Consider the following 15,458-nt stretch of genomic DNA (forward strand, 5'->3'; position numbering starts at 1 on the left):
CTGTGATGCCCTTGTGTCCAAGTGCGGGCGCTGGCAGGCTTCTTGCGTCCGGCTGCCTGCCGGTCCGGTATGTGCCACCCCCCCACCTTCCGTGTGGCAGGTACCGCCCCCCGGGGAGAGGAATTCTTCCGTGGACAAGTCACGTATATCGCGCGGCGCTCTCATCGCCGCCCTGGCGCTCGCCGCGGCCACCGCCGGCCAGGCGCCCTCCTTCGGCCTCACGCCCGCCGAACGCGGTGCGGACGGCGCGCGGTCGGCCGTCACCGCCTACGACGACACGTACTACGAGGGCGCGATCGGCAAGACCGGCGAGGAGCTCAAGGGCGCCCTGCACACCATCATCAGCGAGCAGACCAAGCTGAGCTACGACGAGGTCTGGGACGCCCTCAAGGTCACCGACGAGGACCCGGACAACTCCGCCAACGTCGTCCTGCTCTACAGCGGGCGCTCGCAGAGCAAGGACTCCAACGGCGGCAACCCCGATGACTGGAACCGCGAGCACGTCTGGGCCAAGAGCCACGGCGACTTCGGCACCGCGACCGGTCCGGGCACCGATGTGCACCACCTGCGCCCCGAGGACGTCTCGGTCAACAGCGTCCGCGGCAACAAGGACTTCGACAACGGCGGCAGCGCCGTCGACGAGGCGCCCGGCAGCCTCACCGACGACGACTCCTTCGAGCCCCGCGACGCGGTCAAGGGCGACGTCGCCCGGATGATCCTCTACATGGCCGTCCGCTACGACGGCGACGACGGCTTCGCCGACCTGGAGCCCAACGACCAGGTCGACAACGGCTCGGCGCCCAACATCGGCAAGCTCTCCGTGCTCAAGCAGTGGAGCGACGAGGACCCGCCGGACGCCTTCGAGCAGAACCGGAACCAGGTCATCTTCGACCAGTTCCAGCACAACAGGAACCCGTTCGTCGACCACCCGGAGTGGGTCGAGTCGATCTGGTAGTCGGCGGCAGCCCGAGCAGTCCATCAGGCAGCAGTCCGTCCGGCTGCTGTGTCGCCGAGCCCCGGAGCGCGCCACCCCTCGCGGTGGTGGTGTCTCCGGGGCTCAGCGGTTTCCCCCTGTCCAGAGGGTGATCCGGCCCGGGGCGGCTCTCTTTCGGCTCGGTGAGCGAAAGGGCGGGGTGCCGACTCGGGACTCGGGAGAGGACGCCGACTCAGGAAGGGAAACCGACTCAGGAGGAGGCGTCGGCTCAGGAGGGGACGGTCACGCCCAGCAGGACCAGGTCGAGCACGGCCGAGAACTCCGTCTCGATCCCGGAGCGGTGCCAGCCGGCCGCGTGCTTCGGGTCGTGGAAGGGCGCCGTGGCGTCGAAGACCGCGCGGGCGCTGATCGCCGGATCCGGGTGCGGATAGCGGAACTCGCCGCGGGCCACGCCCTGTTCGAGGATCTCCTCGATCTGGCCGACCAGCTCCCCGATGTGCTCCTCGACCACCTGGCTGTGCTCGCCGAGCAGCCCCTCGTACGTCGCGAAGAGCTGCGGATCCTCGCCCGCCTTGCGGCGCTTGGCCGCGAAGAGCGCGGAGAGCCAGCGCCGCAGCTTGTCCGGCGCGCTCTCCCCGCTCTCCTGGACGATCAGCACGAGGGCGCCCGAGGCGTTCTTCAGCCAGCGCCGGGTCACCGCCTCGCGCAGCTCCGCCTTGGTGCGGAAGTGGCGGTAGACGGTGCCGTGACTCACGCCGAGGGCACGGGCGACGTCCATCACGGTGGCCCTGGACGCGCCGTGCGTGCGCAGCACTTCCTCGGTCTCCTGCAGAATGCGCTCGGCGGTCAGCGCTGCGGGCTTCGTCATGGACGAACCGTACCCGGCGCCTCTGTCAGCGCTCACTGTCGAGGTGGGCCATCTGCGGCTCGGGGTAGCGGTCGCCCGCCGCGGCGCCGGGCGGCACCGCCTTCTCGATCGCCGCGAGGTCCGCCTCGTCGAGCCGTACGTCCAGGGCGCCGAGCGCCTCCGCGAGGCGGGCCCGGGTGCGGGCGCCGATCAGCGGCACGATGTCCTGCCCGCGCGAGAGCACCCAGGCGATCGCCGTCTGCGCGACGCTCACGCCCTTGCCCTCGGCCACCGTACGCAGCGCCTCCACCAGCTCCAGGTTGTGCTGGAGGTTCTCGCCCTGGAACCGCGGGCTGTGCGCCCGGAAGTCGGTCGCCGACAGCTCCCGGTCGCGGCTGAAGTGGCCGGAGATCAGCCCGCGGGAGAGCACCCCGTAGGCGGTGATACCGATGCCGAGCTCCCGGGTGGTGGGCAGGATCCGCTCCTCCGGCCCGCGCGAGATCAGCGAGTACTCGATCTGCAGGTCGGCGATGGGCGCGGTGGCCGCGGCCCGCCGGATCGTCTCGGCCCCCACCTCGGAGAGGCCGATGTGCCGTACGTGTCCCGCCTCGACCAGCTCCGCGACGGCGCCGACGGTCTCCTCGATCGGGACGTCCGGGTCGAGCCGGGCCAGCCGGTAGACGTCGATGTGGTCGACGCCGAGCCGCTGGAGCGAGTAGGCCGCGAAGTTCTTCACCGCGGCCGGGCGCCCGTCGTAGCCGGTCCAGCCGCCGTCCGGGTCGCGCAGGGCGCCGAACTTGACGCTGGTCAGGGCGCGTTCGCGCAGGGCCGGGGGAGCGGTGCGCAGGGCCTCGCCGACCAGCAGCTCGTTGTGGCCCATGGCGTAGAAGTCGCCGGTGTCCAGGAGGGTGACCCCGGCGTCCAGCGCGGCGTGCACGGTGGCGAGGGACTCACCCCGGTCGGCGTCGTCGTACAGGGCGGACATGCCCATGCAGCCGAGGCCGAGGGGGAAGACCTGGGGGCCGGTGGAGCCGAGGGGGCGGAGGGGGGTGGGGGAGGTCATGGGGAGGGGCCCTTTCCGGTCAGGGGGTGGGGAGGGAGGGGCGAGGCGTGAGGGGCGATGGGGCGAGGGGGGTGGTGAAGGGTGCGGGGCGAGAGGAGTGAGGGGGTGCGGGGTGAGGGGTGAAGACGGGAGATGAGGGCGAGGGCGGGGGAGGGGTGGTGTCAACCTTGGCATAACAGATGACAGATTTCAATATCTGTCATCTGTTACCTGTTGGCTGTCACTCGTCATCCACCTCGCTCGGCGGGATCCCTACCGCGCCCTCGGGCTGCGTCCTCGCGCCCTCGCGTCTTCAGGCCCTCGTGCCCTGGTGCCCTCGCGTCCTCGCCCGGGTCCCTGTGTCCCCGCGCCCCCTCCCAGCCTCAACTCCCCACTCCGGGATCCGCCCGAGCCCCCAACTCCCCAAATGGCCCTCACCCATTACCCTTCACCGCCTCACCCCCCCGCACCGCCTCACCCGGCTACCCCCTCACCCCACCTCCCGCGGCAGCCGCAAGCTCAGCCCCACCGTCAGGGCGATCCCCGCCAGCTGGGCCCCCAGGGTCACGAGCAGGGCGTCGCGCATGCCCATGCCGGGGATCAGGGAGAGGAAGAGCGAGCCCAGGGTGGCGACACCGAGGGAGAGGGCGGACTGCTGGGTCGTGATCATCACGCCGCTGCCGACACCGGCCCGCGCCGCGGGTACCTCGGCGAGGATGACCCGGAAGAGTACGGGCAGTTGGAGCGCCTGGCCCATGCCCGCCACCGCCGCGCCGGGCAGCAGCGTCAGCAGGTCCAGGTCGGGCCACTGGCTGAGGGCGGCCAGCGCGAGGAGGCCGACGCCGAGGGCCTGTATGAGCCCGCCCGCGGTCACCACCCGGGTGCCGTACCGGGTGACCAGGCGCGGTCCGGCGAGCGAGGTGAAGAAGAAGACGACCGCCATGGGGGCGAGGGCCAGGCCCGCCTGGACCGGGCCGAGTTCCGCGCCCCCCTGGAGGGCGACCGCGATGACGAACATGAAGCCGCTGAAGCCGATGGAGAAGGGCACCAGCATCACCAGCCCGCGCCGCAGGGCCACCAGCCGGAAGAGGCTGGGCGGGACCAGCGGCGTGCGGCCGAGCCGGTCCGCGCGCCGCTCGACCCGGTAGAAGGCCCAGGCGGCGAGCGGGAAGGCGGCCAGGGCGAGCCAGGTCCACAGCGGCCAGCCCGCGGCGCGGCCCTCGGTCAGCGGTGCGAGGAGGGCGAGCAGGGCCGCGCCGAGCAGCAGGGTGCCGGGTATGTCCACCGGTTCGGGGTGCGCGGAGCGCGTCTCGGGGACGGTCCGGGCGGCGAGGAGGAGGCCGAACAGGGCGACCGGCACATTGACCAGGAAGACGGCCCGCCAGCCGGTTCCGGCGAGGTCGGCGGCGACGAGGACGCCGCCCAGTATCTGCCCGGCGACCATGGAGAGCCCGGCGGTCGCCCCGTACATGCTCATGGCGCGGGCGCGCTGGTGGCCGGTGGTCGAGGACTGGATGGTGGCGAGGACCTGCGGCAGCATCAGGGCCGAGGCCGCGCCCTGGGCGACGCGCGCGGCGACCAGGCTCCAGGCGTCGGGGGCGAGCCCGCACGCCAGTGAGGTGAGGCCGAAGGCCCCCATGCCGAACAGGAAGAGCCTGCGGCGGCCGAAGAGGTCGCCGAGCCGGCCGCCGAGGACGAGCAGGACCGCGTAGGCGAGTCCGTACCCGGCGACGACCAGTTCGAGGAGGGCCTCGCCCGCGGACAGGTCGTGCGCGATGGTGGGCAGGGCGACGTTGACGATGAAGAAGTCGATCAGCGGAAGGGCCGCGCCGAGCAGCAGGGTGATCAGCCCGGCCTCGCTCAGCCCGGGAGCGGGCGGGGCGGTGCGGAGGGGTGCCTGGAGTGTTCCGGTTTTGCTCACGCTCCTCAGCGTGGGGCCTCGCACAGCCGGGTACCAGAGACTCCTTATCCTGGTATCGGCAGTACCTGGCAACAGTTTCGGGGATCCGGCAGGCTGGTCCCATGACGACCACGGCACGGCGGTCGGCTCCCGCCGGGACTGCTCCCCCCGGCGACCCGGCCCGCTCCCTCCCCGCACTCACACCCGCACCCGCGCCCGCTCTGAGCGACGCCTCCGCACCGGTCCCCGCGGCGGAGACCGACCCCGCCCCGCGCCCCGAGGCCGAGATCCGCAGGCACGAGCTGGCGGCCTTCCTGCGCAGCCGCCGCGAGCGCATCAGCCCGGAGCAGGTCGGCCTCCCCCGGGGCCGCCGCCGTCGTACACCGGGGCTGCGCCGCGAGGAGGTCGCGCAGCTCTCCACGGTCGGCGTCACCTGGTACACCTGGCTGGAACAGGCCCGCGACATCCAGGTCTCGGCCCAGGTTCTCGACGCGCTGGCCCGCACCCTGCTCCTCGACGCCACCGAGCGGGGCCATCTGTTCGCCCTCGCCGCGGTCGTCGACCCGGCGCCCGGCACGCCCTGCCCCTCGGTGACCCCGGCCCTGCGCCTGCTCCTCGAACAGCTGGAGCCGGTCCCCGCCTGCATACAGAACAGCCGGTACGACATCCTCGCCTACAACCGCACCTACGGGCGCCTGCTCTGCGACCTGGACCGCATACCGCCCGAGGACCGCAACTGCATGGTGCTCTGCTTCACCAACGAGGAGTGGCGCTCCTCCCTGGTGCTCGCGGAGGAGACGAGCCGGGTGATGGCCGCGAAGTTCCGGGTGTCGATGGCGGGGCATCTCGCCGAGCCCGCCTGGAAGGTGCTGCTCCACCGGCTGACGACCTCCTCGCCGGAGTTCCGCGCGGCCTGGGCGCGGCACGAGGTGGTGGGCCAGCACAGCAAGACCAAGCAGTTCCGCAACGCCCTGGTCGGGCTGGTCTCCCTGGTGCACACCGATCTGTGGCTGGGTCCTTCGGGCGGCCCGCGCATGGTGACCTATCCGCCCGCCGACGAGGAGTCGCGTACGAAGCTGGAGCGGCTTCACGCCCTGGCGGTGGCCGGGTCCTGAGCGGTCTCCGGCGCGGAGAGCCGCCGGGCGGTGCGTGCGGCCGTGCCGCGTGCCCAGCGGCCGCTGGTGAGCAGCCCGAAGAGCAGTACCGCGGCCCCGCAGCCGGTGAGGATCCACCAGGCCGGGGTGGCCGCCGAGGCGTAACTGTCGCGGTAGGCCTGCCCGTTGCCCGCCGCGACCCCGGAGGCGAGGACGGCGCCGATGACGGCGACCCCGAGGGTCTGGCCGATCTGGCGGCTGGTGGAGGCGACCGCGGCCGCGACCCCGGCCTGGGCGCGCGGCATCCCGGAGACCGCGGTGTGCGTGATGGGCGCGTTGACGAAGCCGAAGCCGATGCCGAAGAGGACGTACCCGGCGACGAGTCCGACGTCGGAGCGCTGCGCCCCGAAGGCCGCGAAGAGGATCCCGCTGACCGTCATGGCGAGGCCCGCGATCACCAGCGGGAGGCGGGGCCCGCGGCTGCCGACCAGCCGTCCGGAGAGCGGTCCGCAGACCAGGGTGACGGCGGCCATCGGCAGCGTCCACAGACCGGCGTGCAGCGCGCTGAGCCCTCGTACGTGCTGGAGGTAGAGGGTGCTCAGGAAGAGGAAGCCAGCCAGGGCGGAGAAGGCGCAGACCGCGATGACGGTGGCGCCGCTGAAGGGTGCGCTGCGGAAGAAGCGCAGGTCGATGAGGGGTTCGCGGCGGCGGGGTTCGACGTACAGGAGACCGGCGAGCGCGCCGAGGGCCAGGGCGGCGAGGCCGAGGGTGACCGGTGAGGTCCAGCCCTCGGTGGGCGCCTCGATGATCGCGTAGGTCAGGGAGCCGAGCAGCGTGATCACCAGGAGCTGGCCGAGCGGGTCGGGCCGCCGGGGCCTGGGGGCGCGGGACTCGGGGACGTAGCGCGTGGTGAGCAGCAGGGCGAGGAGGCCGACGGGAAGGTTCAGCCAGAAGATCGCGCGCCAGCCGACCGAGTCGACGAGCAGTCCGCCGACGAGTGGGCCCGCGGCCATGGATATCCCGATCACGCCGCCCCAGACGCCGATGGCCCGGGCGCGCTCCCGGGGTTCGGTGAAGGTGTTGGTGATGATCGACATGGCGACCGGATTGAGCATCGAGCCGCCGACGGCCTGGATCATGCGGAAGGCGACGAGGGCGGAGAGGCTCGGGGCGAGCGAGCACAGCACGGAGCCGAGGGTGAACAGCAGGAGCCCGCACCGGAAGACCCGGCGCCGCCCGATCCGGTCGGCCGTGGAGCCCGCGAGCATCAGCAGCGAGGCGAGGACCAGGGTGTACGCGTCGATGGTCCACTGCAGTCCGGCGACATCGGCGTCCAGGTCGTCCTGGATGGCGGGCAGGGCGACATTGAGCACCGTGTTGTCGAGGCTGACGATCAGCAGGCTCAGGCAGCAGATCCCGAGGACGAGCATCCGGCGCCGGTGGGACAGTTCGTGCATCCATCAATAGTACGGCTAACTAATGACTTTGGTTCCTGGGCCCGGATACGTGAAAATGGGGGAATGCCCACGCCGCCCTCCGCCCCCGGGACCCTCGCGATCGGTCCGCATCTCGTCACGCCCCCGGTCGTGCTCGCCCCCATGGCGGGCATCACCAACGCCCCCTTCCGCACCCTGTGCCGCTCCTTCGCCGAGGGCGAGGGCTGGGGCGCCGCCACGCCCGCCGAGCCCGGCGCGGGGCACCGGGGACTCTTCGTCAGCGAGATGATCACGACCCGGGCACTGGTCGAGCGCAATGAGAAGACCATGCAGCTGATCCACTTCGACGCGAGTGAGAAGCCGCGCTCGATCCAGCTGTACGGGGTGGACCCGGTGACGGTCGGCAAGGCGGTCCGCATGATCGCCGAGGAGGACCTCGCCGACCACATCGACCTCAACTTCGGCTGCCCGGTGCCCAAGGTGACCCGCAAGGGCGGCGGCTCCGCCCTGCCCTACAAGCGCCCGCTGCTGCGCTCCATCCTGCGCGAGGCGGTGACCGGGGCCGGGGAGCTGCCGGTCACGATGAAGATGCGCAAGGGCATCGACGACGACCACTTGACCTTCCTGGACGCGGGCCGGATCGCCGTCGAGGAGGGTGTGACCGCCATCGCCCTGCACGGCCGTACCGCCGCCCAGCACTACGGCGGCACCGCCGACTGGGAGGCGATCGCCCGCCTCAAGGAGCACGTCCCGGAGATCCCCGTCCTCGGCAACGGCGACATCTGGTGCGCCGAGGACGCCGTGCGGATGATGCGCGAGACCGGCTGCGACGGCGTGGTGGTGGGCCGCGGCTGCCTCGGCAGGCCCTGGCTGTTCGGGGATCTGGTGGCCGCCTTCGAGGGCGGCGGCGCGCCCGCGGCCCCGAGTCTGCGGCAGGTGCGCGAGGTGATGCTCCGTCATGCCGCGCTGCTCGGTGAGTGGATCGGCGAGGAGGCGCGCGGGGTCGTCGACTTCCGCAAGCATGTGGCCTGGTACCTCAAGGGCTTCGCGGTCGGCTCCGAGATGCGCCGCCGGCTCGCCGTCACCTCCTCGCTCGCCGAACTGGCCGCGGGTCTGGACGAGTTGGACCTCGACCAGCCCTGGCCCGCCGGTGCGGACGGCCCGCGCGGACGGACCTCCGGCAACAACCGGGTGGTCCTCCCGGACGGCTGGCTGAAGGACCCCTACGACTGCGCGGGCCTCGGCGAGGACGCGGAGCTGGACACCTCGGGGGGCTGAACTCCCCGGGGCGGAAGGGGAGTTCGGGCCCGTGCCCCGATGCGTCGGGCCCGGGGCCCGGTGGCCGCTGCCGCTCAGGGCGCGCGGGAAGCCGGTGGAACACCTCAGGTCGCGCTGGAGAGCCAGTAGAAGGTGTAGAGGACCCCGGCCAGCGGTCCCGGGAAGGCCACCGCGCCGAGGGCGGCCAGCTTGACCTGGCGGGGCAGGCCCTTGGCGGTGAGGAAGGCGTTCATCACCGCGACCACCGCGATCACGGCGGCCAGTCCACCGGCCGGGAAGAGGAAGTACGGCAGCGGGTTGCCGCCCGCGATCGCTGCCCAGAAGCTGATGTTGAGCGCGCAGAAGACCAGCCAGCCGAGCGAGAGCACGGTGATGCTCCAGAAGACGGCGGCCAGCGCCGAGGCGGTCCCCGTCTTCCGCGCGGCGGGCCGCACCGGGCCGGGCGCCCACCAGGTCCCCGGCCCCTGCGGAGGCAGCGTCCCCGGCCTCCTCGGCGGAAGCGTCCCCGGCCCCTGCGGAGGCAGTGTCCGCGGGCCCGGCAGCGTCCGGGTGCCCGGCGGGAGCACCGGTCCGGCACCGGACTGCGGGCGGCTGTAAGGGTGTTGCGGCGGTCCGAACATCTCAGGCGCCCTCTCTGACTCCGGCTCTGGCTCCGGCCCCGGCGGGGGAGTGGTGCCAGTCTGTTCGGCGGCGGGCCGCCAGGAATCGGCGCAGGTACTCAGACGGACCGCAGGTACCTACTCAGGTGGCGGGGCACCCGGCGAGGGCGCTCCACCAGGCCGCGGGCCGGAGTCGCCGCCACGCCCCCGCCCCCTACCGCGTGGTGAAGGCGCCCCCGTTGACATGGAGGGTCTGGCCGGTGAGGTGGCGGGCGCCGGGTGAGGCGAGGAAGGCGACGGTCGCCGCGATGTCCTCGACCGTGCCCGCCCGCTTGTCGTGGGTCTCCGCGACCAGGGCGCGGTGGCGTTCCTCGCTCAACTGCCCCTGGAAGAAGTTCGTTCCGGCGATGTACCCGGCGGAGATGACATTGCAGGTGATGCCCCGGGGGGCGAGTTCCGCGGAGAGGGAGGCGTTCCAGGCGCCCAGTGCGGCCTTGGCCGCGCCGTAGGAGCCGCCGCGGCGTTCGGCGCCGATCGAGCCGATGCTGACGACGGAGCCGCCGGGGCGCAGCCGGTCCTGGACGGCGGCCGTGGTGAGCACGGCGGTGAGCAGGTTCTGCGCCAGGCCGGCCCCCCACTGGGCGAGCAGGGTCTCCAGGGCGGGCTGGTCACCGGTGGCCGCCGGGGGCAGGCCGCCCGCGGCGTTGACCAGGACGTCCAGCGCGGACAGCCGGTCCGCGAGCGCCTGGACCTGCCCGGGGTCGGAGGCATCGCAGACGAGGCCCCGCACCCCCAGCTCCGCGGCGGTCGCCTCGACGGTGGCGGGGGTGCGTCCGGTGAGGAGGACCTCGGCCCCTTCGGCGGCGAAGGCCGCCGCGACGGCCCGGCCGATGCCGCTGGTGCCTCCGGTGATGAGAACGGTGCGGGTCAAGGCTCCTCCTGCCACCCTCGGGTGCTCCGTGGTCGGATCCGATGCTCTACGTTTAGATCTAAACGTACACGCCATCGAGGACGGCGGGAAAGCAACCGTGGCCGAGACGACCCCCGCTCCCCAGGATCCCGCTCCCCAGGATCCCGCCCCCTCCGCCGCCGGGATCGCCGCGGCCTGGCAGCGGGAGCGGCCGGGCACCCCCACCGAGTCCATCGAGATCGTCACGCCCCTGTGGTGGCTGGGCAAGCTCTTCGCCGACGACCGCGGCCGGGTGCTGCGGGAGGCGGGGATCGACGCGGCCACCCTCGACCTGCTGTCGGTCGTCCGCCGCTCCGGGCCGCCCTACGCCCTCAGCACCCGCGAGATCGCCGCCCGCACCCTGGTGACCGCCGGTGCGGTCTCCCAGCGGGTCGCGAGGGCGGAGCGGGAGGGACTGGTCCGGCGCACACCGGGAACCACCGGCCGCCGTACCGTCCTGGTGGAGCTGACGGACGCGGGCCACGCGCTGATCGAGCGGTCCGTGGACGCGGTGCTCGGCCGGGAGGCCTTTCTCGTCCAGGGCCTCACGGAGGAGGAACGCGCCGCGCTGACCGGCCTGTTGGGCAAACTCCTCGCCGATGTACGGCAGCGGATGGCCCGGCGGCCGGAGTGACCCCTCCGGCCCGGTCCCGCCCGGCCTCTCCGGCGGCCCCGGCCTCTCCGGCAGCCCCGACCTGAGGCTCCGCCGCCGGGTCGCCGTCGCGGGTGAAGTCCGGTGCGGGGCGAGGGTGTTCGCGGTGCGGTCCGCCGGGCGGTGCAGGATGGCCCCCGGGAAGTGCCGTGGGCCGGGCGGCCAGTTGGGTCGAGCGGTCCACTCATCCTCCCCGAGGACGGGCCGCCGAGGAGTTCGGCGGCAACTACCGTAGGGTTACGCCTATTTAACAGGCAGAACTCACTATGTAATGCGCACTTGACCGAAGCAAGGGGCAGGCGAGGAGTGGGGATGGCCAGAAACCAGAGCGGTGCGACCAGCTCGGGCGACCTGCTCCACCTCGTCCGCAGTGGCCGCGCCACCACCCGCGGAGCGCTCCAGGAGGCGACCGGACTGTCCCGGGCCACCGTCGGCCAGCGGCTCGACCGGCTGTTCCGCGCCGGATGGCTGCGGGAGGGCCCGGCCGGTCCGGTGGACTCGCCGCTCGGCGGACGCCCCTCCGTCCGGCTGGAGTTCGACGACGCGCACGCGGTCGTCCTCGCCGCCGACCTGGACACCCGGCACGCCCGGGCCGCCCTGCTCTCGCTCGGCGGCGAACTGCTCGCCCGGCACGAGGCGGAGCTGGACATCGCCGCGGGCCCCGAGGCCGTACTCGGTGAACTCGGGCGCTGGTTCGGGCAGTTGCTGAAGAGCGCCGACCGCGCCCCGGAGGTGGTCTGCGGCATCGGCCTCGCGGTGCCCGGCCCGGTGGACGTGGCGAGCGGCACCGTCGTCCAGCCGCCGATCATGCCCGGCTGGGACGGGGCGGCGATACCCGCGCTGCTCGGCCAGGCCTTCGCCGCCCACACGGGCGGCGCCCCGGACACCCCGGTGCTCGTCGACAACGACGCCAACCTCATGGCGTACGGGGAGCAGCGCGCCGCCTTCCCCGACTGCGCGGCCTTCGCCCTGGTCAAGGTCTCCACCGGCATCGGCGCGGGCGTGGTGGTCGGCGGCGAGCTGTACCGGGGCATCGACGGGGGCGCGGGCGACATCGGCCACATCCGGATCGCCGCGGACGCCGAGGGTGCCGGGGAGCCCTGCACCTGCGGGGCGTACGGCTGCCTGGCGGCCGTGGCCAGCGGCCGGGCCCTGGCCCACCGGCTGACCCGGGCCGGCATCCCCGCGGCGGGCGGCGCCGAGGTGCGCGCCCTGCTGCTCGCGGGGGACCCGGAGGCCGCCCGCCTCGCCCGGGAGGCCGGCCGGCGGCTCGGCGAGGTGCTGGCCACCGTGGTCACCCTGCTGAACCCGGGCGTCCTGATGCTCGCGGGCGACCTGGCGGGCACCCCCTTCCTGACCGGCGTCCGCGAACTCCTCTACGAGCGCGCCCTGCCCCGCTCCACCGCCCACCTGGAGATCGTCACCCCGCGACTCGGCGACCGCGCGGGTTTGGTGGGGGCGGCGGCCCTGGTGGTGGAGGACCTCTACGCCCCGGCGCGGGTGGAGGAGCGGCTGGCGGCGCGGGGGCTGTGAAACCCCGGCGGGTGTCCGGCGGTCCGCGTCCGCCCGCCGGGGGCGGCCTGTCCGCAAAGGGAACATCCCGGTCCGGATGATGAAATCCGGAGTCCCATGAGAGGCGTGATTCTCGCCACCTTGATAAGGGGTGTGCTCAGATGAGCGCATTCGTGACGGGTGCAACTCTCAAAGGGGGTGGCACGGAGTGCCACCGCTCGATCATTTAAGAAGTGAACCCACTTGTCGTTAGGCACGCTCAGGTGAGCGCGTAGAGGCGGTATACGCGCGTGGACTCCTTCGACTTCTGGAATGTGATCTTCCTGGCCGGTGGTGGCCGGACCGCTCTTCGATCCACTGGCGGACACCGGGTTACAGCGGTATGACGGCTGAGTGGACGTACCCATGGGCCTTCGATCTGGGTATGTTCCTCGCCGTCAGGGCAGCCACCGAGTCCTCGAGGAGTCGAGACCCGTGTCGGAAAACAAAGAGCAGAAGTTCGTTTACGACTTCACCGAGGGAAACCGCGACCTCAAGGACCTGCTCGGCGGAAAAGGTGCGAACCTCGCCGAAATGACCAACCTCGGTCTCCCGGTGCCACCCGGGTTCACCATCACCACCGAGGCCTGCAAGGTCTACCTGGACAGCGGCACCGAACCGGCCGCGCTGCGCGACGAGGTGAGTGCGCACCTCGACGCCCTCGAGAAGAAGATGGGCAAGAAGCTCGGCCAGGCCGACGACCCGCTGCTCGTCTCGGTCCGTTCGGGCGCCAAGTTCTCCATGCCCGGGATGATGGACACCGTCCTCAACATCGGCCTCTCCGACGCCTCGGTGGCCGGCCTCGCGCAGCAGGCCGGGGACGAGCGCTTCGCCTGGGACTCCTACCGGCGCCTCATCCAGATGTTCGGCAAGACCGTGCTCGACGTCGACGGCGAGCTGTTCGAGGACGCGATCGACGCGGCCAAGGCGGCCAAGAAGGTCAAGACGGACATCGAGCTGGACGCCGCCGACCTCAAGAAGCTGGTCAAGGCCTTCAAGAAGATCGTCAAGGCCGAGGCGGGGCGCGAGTTCCCCGAGGACCCGCGCGAGCAGATGGACCTCGCCATCAAGGCGGTCTTCGACTCCTGGAACACCGAGCGGGCCATCCTCTACCGCCGCCAGGAGCGCATCCCCGGCGACCTCGGCACCGCCGTCAACGTCTGCTCCATGGTCTTCGGCAACCTCGGCCCCGACTCCGGCACCGGCGTCGCCTTCACCCGCGACCCCGCCTCGGGCCACCAGGGCGTCTACGGCGACTACCTGCAGAACGCCCAGGGCGAGGACGTCGTCGCCGGTATCCGCAACACGGTGCCGCTCGCCGATCTGGAGAAGATCGACAAGAAGTCGTACGACGAGCTGATGCAGATCATGGAGACGCTCGAAACGCACTACAAGGACCTGTGCGACATCGAGTTCACCATCGAGCGCGGCACCCTGTGGATGCTCCAGACCCGGGTCGGCAAGCGCACCGCGGGCGCCGCCTTCCGGATCGCCACCCAGCTGGTCGACCAGGGCCTGATCGACGAGGCCGAGGCACTCCAGCGGGTGAACGGCGCCCAGCTGGCCCAGCTGATGTTCCCGCGCTTCGACGACAAGGCCGCCACCGAGCTGCTCGGCCGCGGCATCGCCGCCTCGCCGGGCGCGGCCGTCGGCAAGGCCGTCTTCGACTCCTACACGGCCGTCAAGTGGTCCCGCTCGGGTGAGAAGGTCATCCTCATCCGCCGCGAGACCAACCCCGACGACCTCAACGGCATGATCGCCGCCGAGGGCATCCTCACCTCGCGCGGCGGCAAGACCTCGCACGCCGCCGTCGTCGCCCGCGGCATGGGCAAGACCTGTGTCTGCGGCGCCGAGGAGATCGAGGTCGACACCAAGCGGCGCCGCCTCACCGTCGGCGACGTGGTCGTCGAGGAGGGCGACACCGTCTCCATCGACGGCTCCAGCGGCAAGGTCTACCTCGGCGAGGTCCCGGTCGTGCCCTCCCCGGTCGTCGAGTACTTCGAGGGCCGGATGCACGCGGGCGCCGACGACGCGGACGAACTGGTCGGCGCCGTGCACCGGGTGATGGCCTACGCCGACCGCGTACGCCGCCTGCGGGTACGGGCCAACGCGGACAACGCCGAGGACGCCGCCCGCGCCCGCCGCTTCGGCGCCCAGGGCATCGGCCTGTGCCGCACCGAGCACATGTTCCTCGGGGAGCGCCGCGAGCTGGTCGAGTCGCTGATCCTCGCCGACACCGACGAGGAGCGCGAGGCCGCCCTCGCCGAGCTGCTCCCGCTGCAGAAGAAGGACTTCGTCGAACTCTTCGAGGCGATGGACGGGCTGCCGGTCACCGTGCGGCTGCTCGACCCGCCGCTGCACGAGTTCCTGCCCGACATCACCGAACTCTCGGTACGCGTCGCCCTCGCCGAGTCCCGCAAGGACGCCAACGAGAACGACCTGCGCCTGCTCCAGGCCGTGCACCGGCTGCACGAGCAGAACCCGATGCTGGGCCTGCGCGGCGTCCGGCTCGGCCTGGTCATCCCGGGCCTGTTCACCATGCAGGTACGGGCCATCGCCGAGGCCGCCGCCGAGCGCAGGGCCGCCAAGGCCGACCCGCGCGCCGAGATCATGATCCCGCTGGTGGGCACCGTCCAGGAGCTGGAGCTGGTCCGCGACGAGGCCGAGCAGGTCATCGCCGAGGTCCAGGCCGCCACCGGCAGCGACCTCGGGCTCGCCCTCGGCACCATGATCGAGCTGCCGCGGGCCGCGCTGACCGCCGGGCAGATCGCCGAGGCCGCCGAGTTCTTCTCCTTCGGCACCAACGACCTGACCCAGACGGTCTGGGGCTTCTCCCGCGACGACGTGGAGGCCAGCTTCTTCACCGCCTACCTGGAGAAGGGCATCTTCGGGGTCTCGCCCTTCGAGACCATCGACAAGGACGGCGTGGGCAAGCTGGTGCGCGACGCCGTCACGGCGGGCCGCGAGACCCGCCCCGACCTCAAGCTCGGCGTCTGCGGTGAGCACGGCGGCGACCCGGAGTCGGTGCACTTCTTCCACGAGGTGGGCCTCGACTACGTCTCCTGCTCGCCCTTCCGCATCCCGGTCGCCCGGCTGGAGGCGGGCCGCGCCGCGGCGGCCTCCAAGGGCAGCGACAGCCGCTGACCCCGCTGCCTCCGGGGCCGCCGCCGGGTCAC

General features: G+C 72.4%; 12 protein-coding genes. 6 read left to right on the forward strand and 6 right to left on the reverse strand.

Annotated features, from left to right (window positions below; translation table 11 throughout):
• Nucleotides 1–130 precede the first annotated feature (130 nt).
• Complete coding sequence (locus MID12_RS23670) at nt 131–955, forward strand: endonuclease I family protein (protein WP_040253794.1); 825 nt, start codon at nt 131–133, stop codon at nt 953–955.
• Nucleotides 956–1,202: 247 nt separating this feature from the next.
• Here MID12_RS23670 and MID12_RS23675 read toward each other — a convergent pair whose 3' ends face one another.
• The 3 genes from MID12_RS23675 to MID12_RS23685 form a co-directional block, all read right to left on the reverse strand.
• Nucleotides 1,203–1,802, reverse strand: a complete 600-nt coding sequence (locus tag MID12_RS23675) for a TetR/AcrR family transcriptional regulator (protein ID WP_263170574.1) — start codon at nt 1,800–1,802, stop codon at nt 1,203–1,205.
• 25 nt (nt 1,803–1,827) lie between these two features.
• Nucleotides 1,828–2,844, reverse strand: coding sequence for an aldo/keto reductase (locus tag MID12_RS23680; RefSeq protein WP_263170576.1), 1,017 nt, complete (start codon nt 2,842–2,844; stop codon nt 1,828–1,830).
• A 469-nt stretch (nt 2,845–3,313) separates the two neighbouring features.
• The gene (locus tag MID12_RS23685; RefSeq protein WP_411576997.1) at nt 3,314–4,744 is read right to left on the reverse strand and encodes an MFS transporter; all 1,431 of its coding nucleotides are present in this window, start codon (nt 4,742–4,744) and stop codon (nt 3,314–3,316) included.
• 101 nt (nt 4,745–4,845) lie between these two features.
• Between MID12_RS23685 and MID12_RS23690 the strand changes: the two genes are divergently transcribed.
• A complete protein-coding gene (locus tag MID12_RS23690) occupies nt 4,846–5,838 on the forward strand; it encodes a helix-turn-helix transcriptional regulator (protein ID WP_263170578.1) in 993 nt (330 codons plus the stop codon).
• On the opposite strand, the gene MID12_RS23695 is transcribed toward MID12_RS23690, so the two are convergent.
• On the reverse strand, nt 5,811–7,274 hold the full coding sequence (locus MID12_RS23695) for an MFS transporter (RefSeq protein ID WP_263170579.1): 1,464 nt from the start codon (nt 7,272–7,274) through the stop codon (nt 5,811–5,813). The genes MID12_RS23690 and MID12_RS23695 overlap by 28 nt on opposite strands.
• Nucleotides 7,275–7,337: 63 nt before the next feature.
• Between MID12_RS23695 and dusB the strand changes: the two genes are divergently transcribed.
• Complete coding sequence (gene dusB / locus MID12_RS23700; protein WP_186095468.1) at nt 7,338–8,531, forward strand: tRNA dihydrouridine synthase DusB; 1,194 nt, start codon at nt 7,338–7,340, stop codon at nt 8,529–8,531.
• A gap of 104 nt (nt 8,532–8,635) precedes the next feature.
• Here the strand turns inward: dusB and MID12_RS23705 are convergent, their stop codons facing one another.
• Together MID12_RS23705 and MID12_RS23710 are read right to left on the reverse strand one after the other, a co-directional pair.
• Nucleotides 8,636–8,965 (reverse strand): hypothetical protein, encoded by a 330-nt coding sequence (locus MID12_RS23705; RefSeq protein ID WP_263170581.1) that lies wholly within the window; start codon nt 8,963–8,965, stop codon nt 8,636–8,638.
• 379 nt (nt 8,966–9,344) lie between these two features.
• Nucleotides 9,345–10,061: an SDR family NAD(P)-dependent oxidoreductase gene (locus MID12_RS23710; RefSeq protein ID WP_263170582.1), complete on the reverse strand. Its 717-nt coding sequence runs from the start codon at nt 10,059–10,061 to the stop codon at nt 9,345–9,347.
• 97 nt (nt 10,062–10,158) lie between these two features.
• Between MID12_RS23710 and MID12_RS23715 the strand changes: the two genes are divergently transcribed.
• The 3 genes from MID12_RS23715 (at nt 10,159) to ppdK (ending at nt 15,426) form a co-directional block, all read left to right on the forward strand.
• Nucleotides 10,159–10,713: a MarR family winged helix-turn-helix transcriptional regulator gene (locus MID12_RS23715; protein ID WP_263170583.1), complete on the forward strand. Its 555-nt coding sequence runs from the start codon at nt 10,159–10,161 to the stop codon at nt 10,711–10,713.
• A 330-nt stretch (nt 10,714–11,043) separates the two neighbouring features.
• Nucleotides 11,044–12,264 carry an ROK family transcriptional regulator gene (locus MID12_RS23720; protein ID WP_263170585.1) on the forward strand — a complete coding sequence of 407 codons (1,221 nt, stop codon included), beginning with the start codon at nt 11,044–11,046 and terminating at the stop codon, nt 12,262–12,264.
• A 453-nt stretch (nt 12,265–12,717) separates the two neighbouring features.
• Nucleotides 12,718–15,426 (forward strand): pyruvate, phosphate dikinase, encoded by a 2,709-nt coding sequence (ppdK, locus tag MID12_RS23725; protein ID WP_040253820.1) that lies wholly within the window; start codon nt 12,718–12,720, stop codon nt 15,424–15,426.
• Nucleotides 15,427–15,458 lie beyond the last annotated feature (32 nt).

This window comes from Streptomyces sp. SCSIO ZS0520 (assembly GCF_025643355.1).
Lineage (GTDB): Bacteria > Actinomycetota > Actinomycetes > Streptomycetales > Streptomycetaceae > Streptomyces > Streptomyces physcomitrii.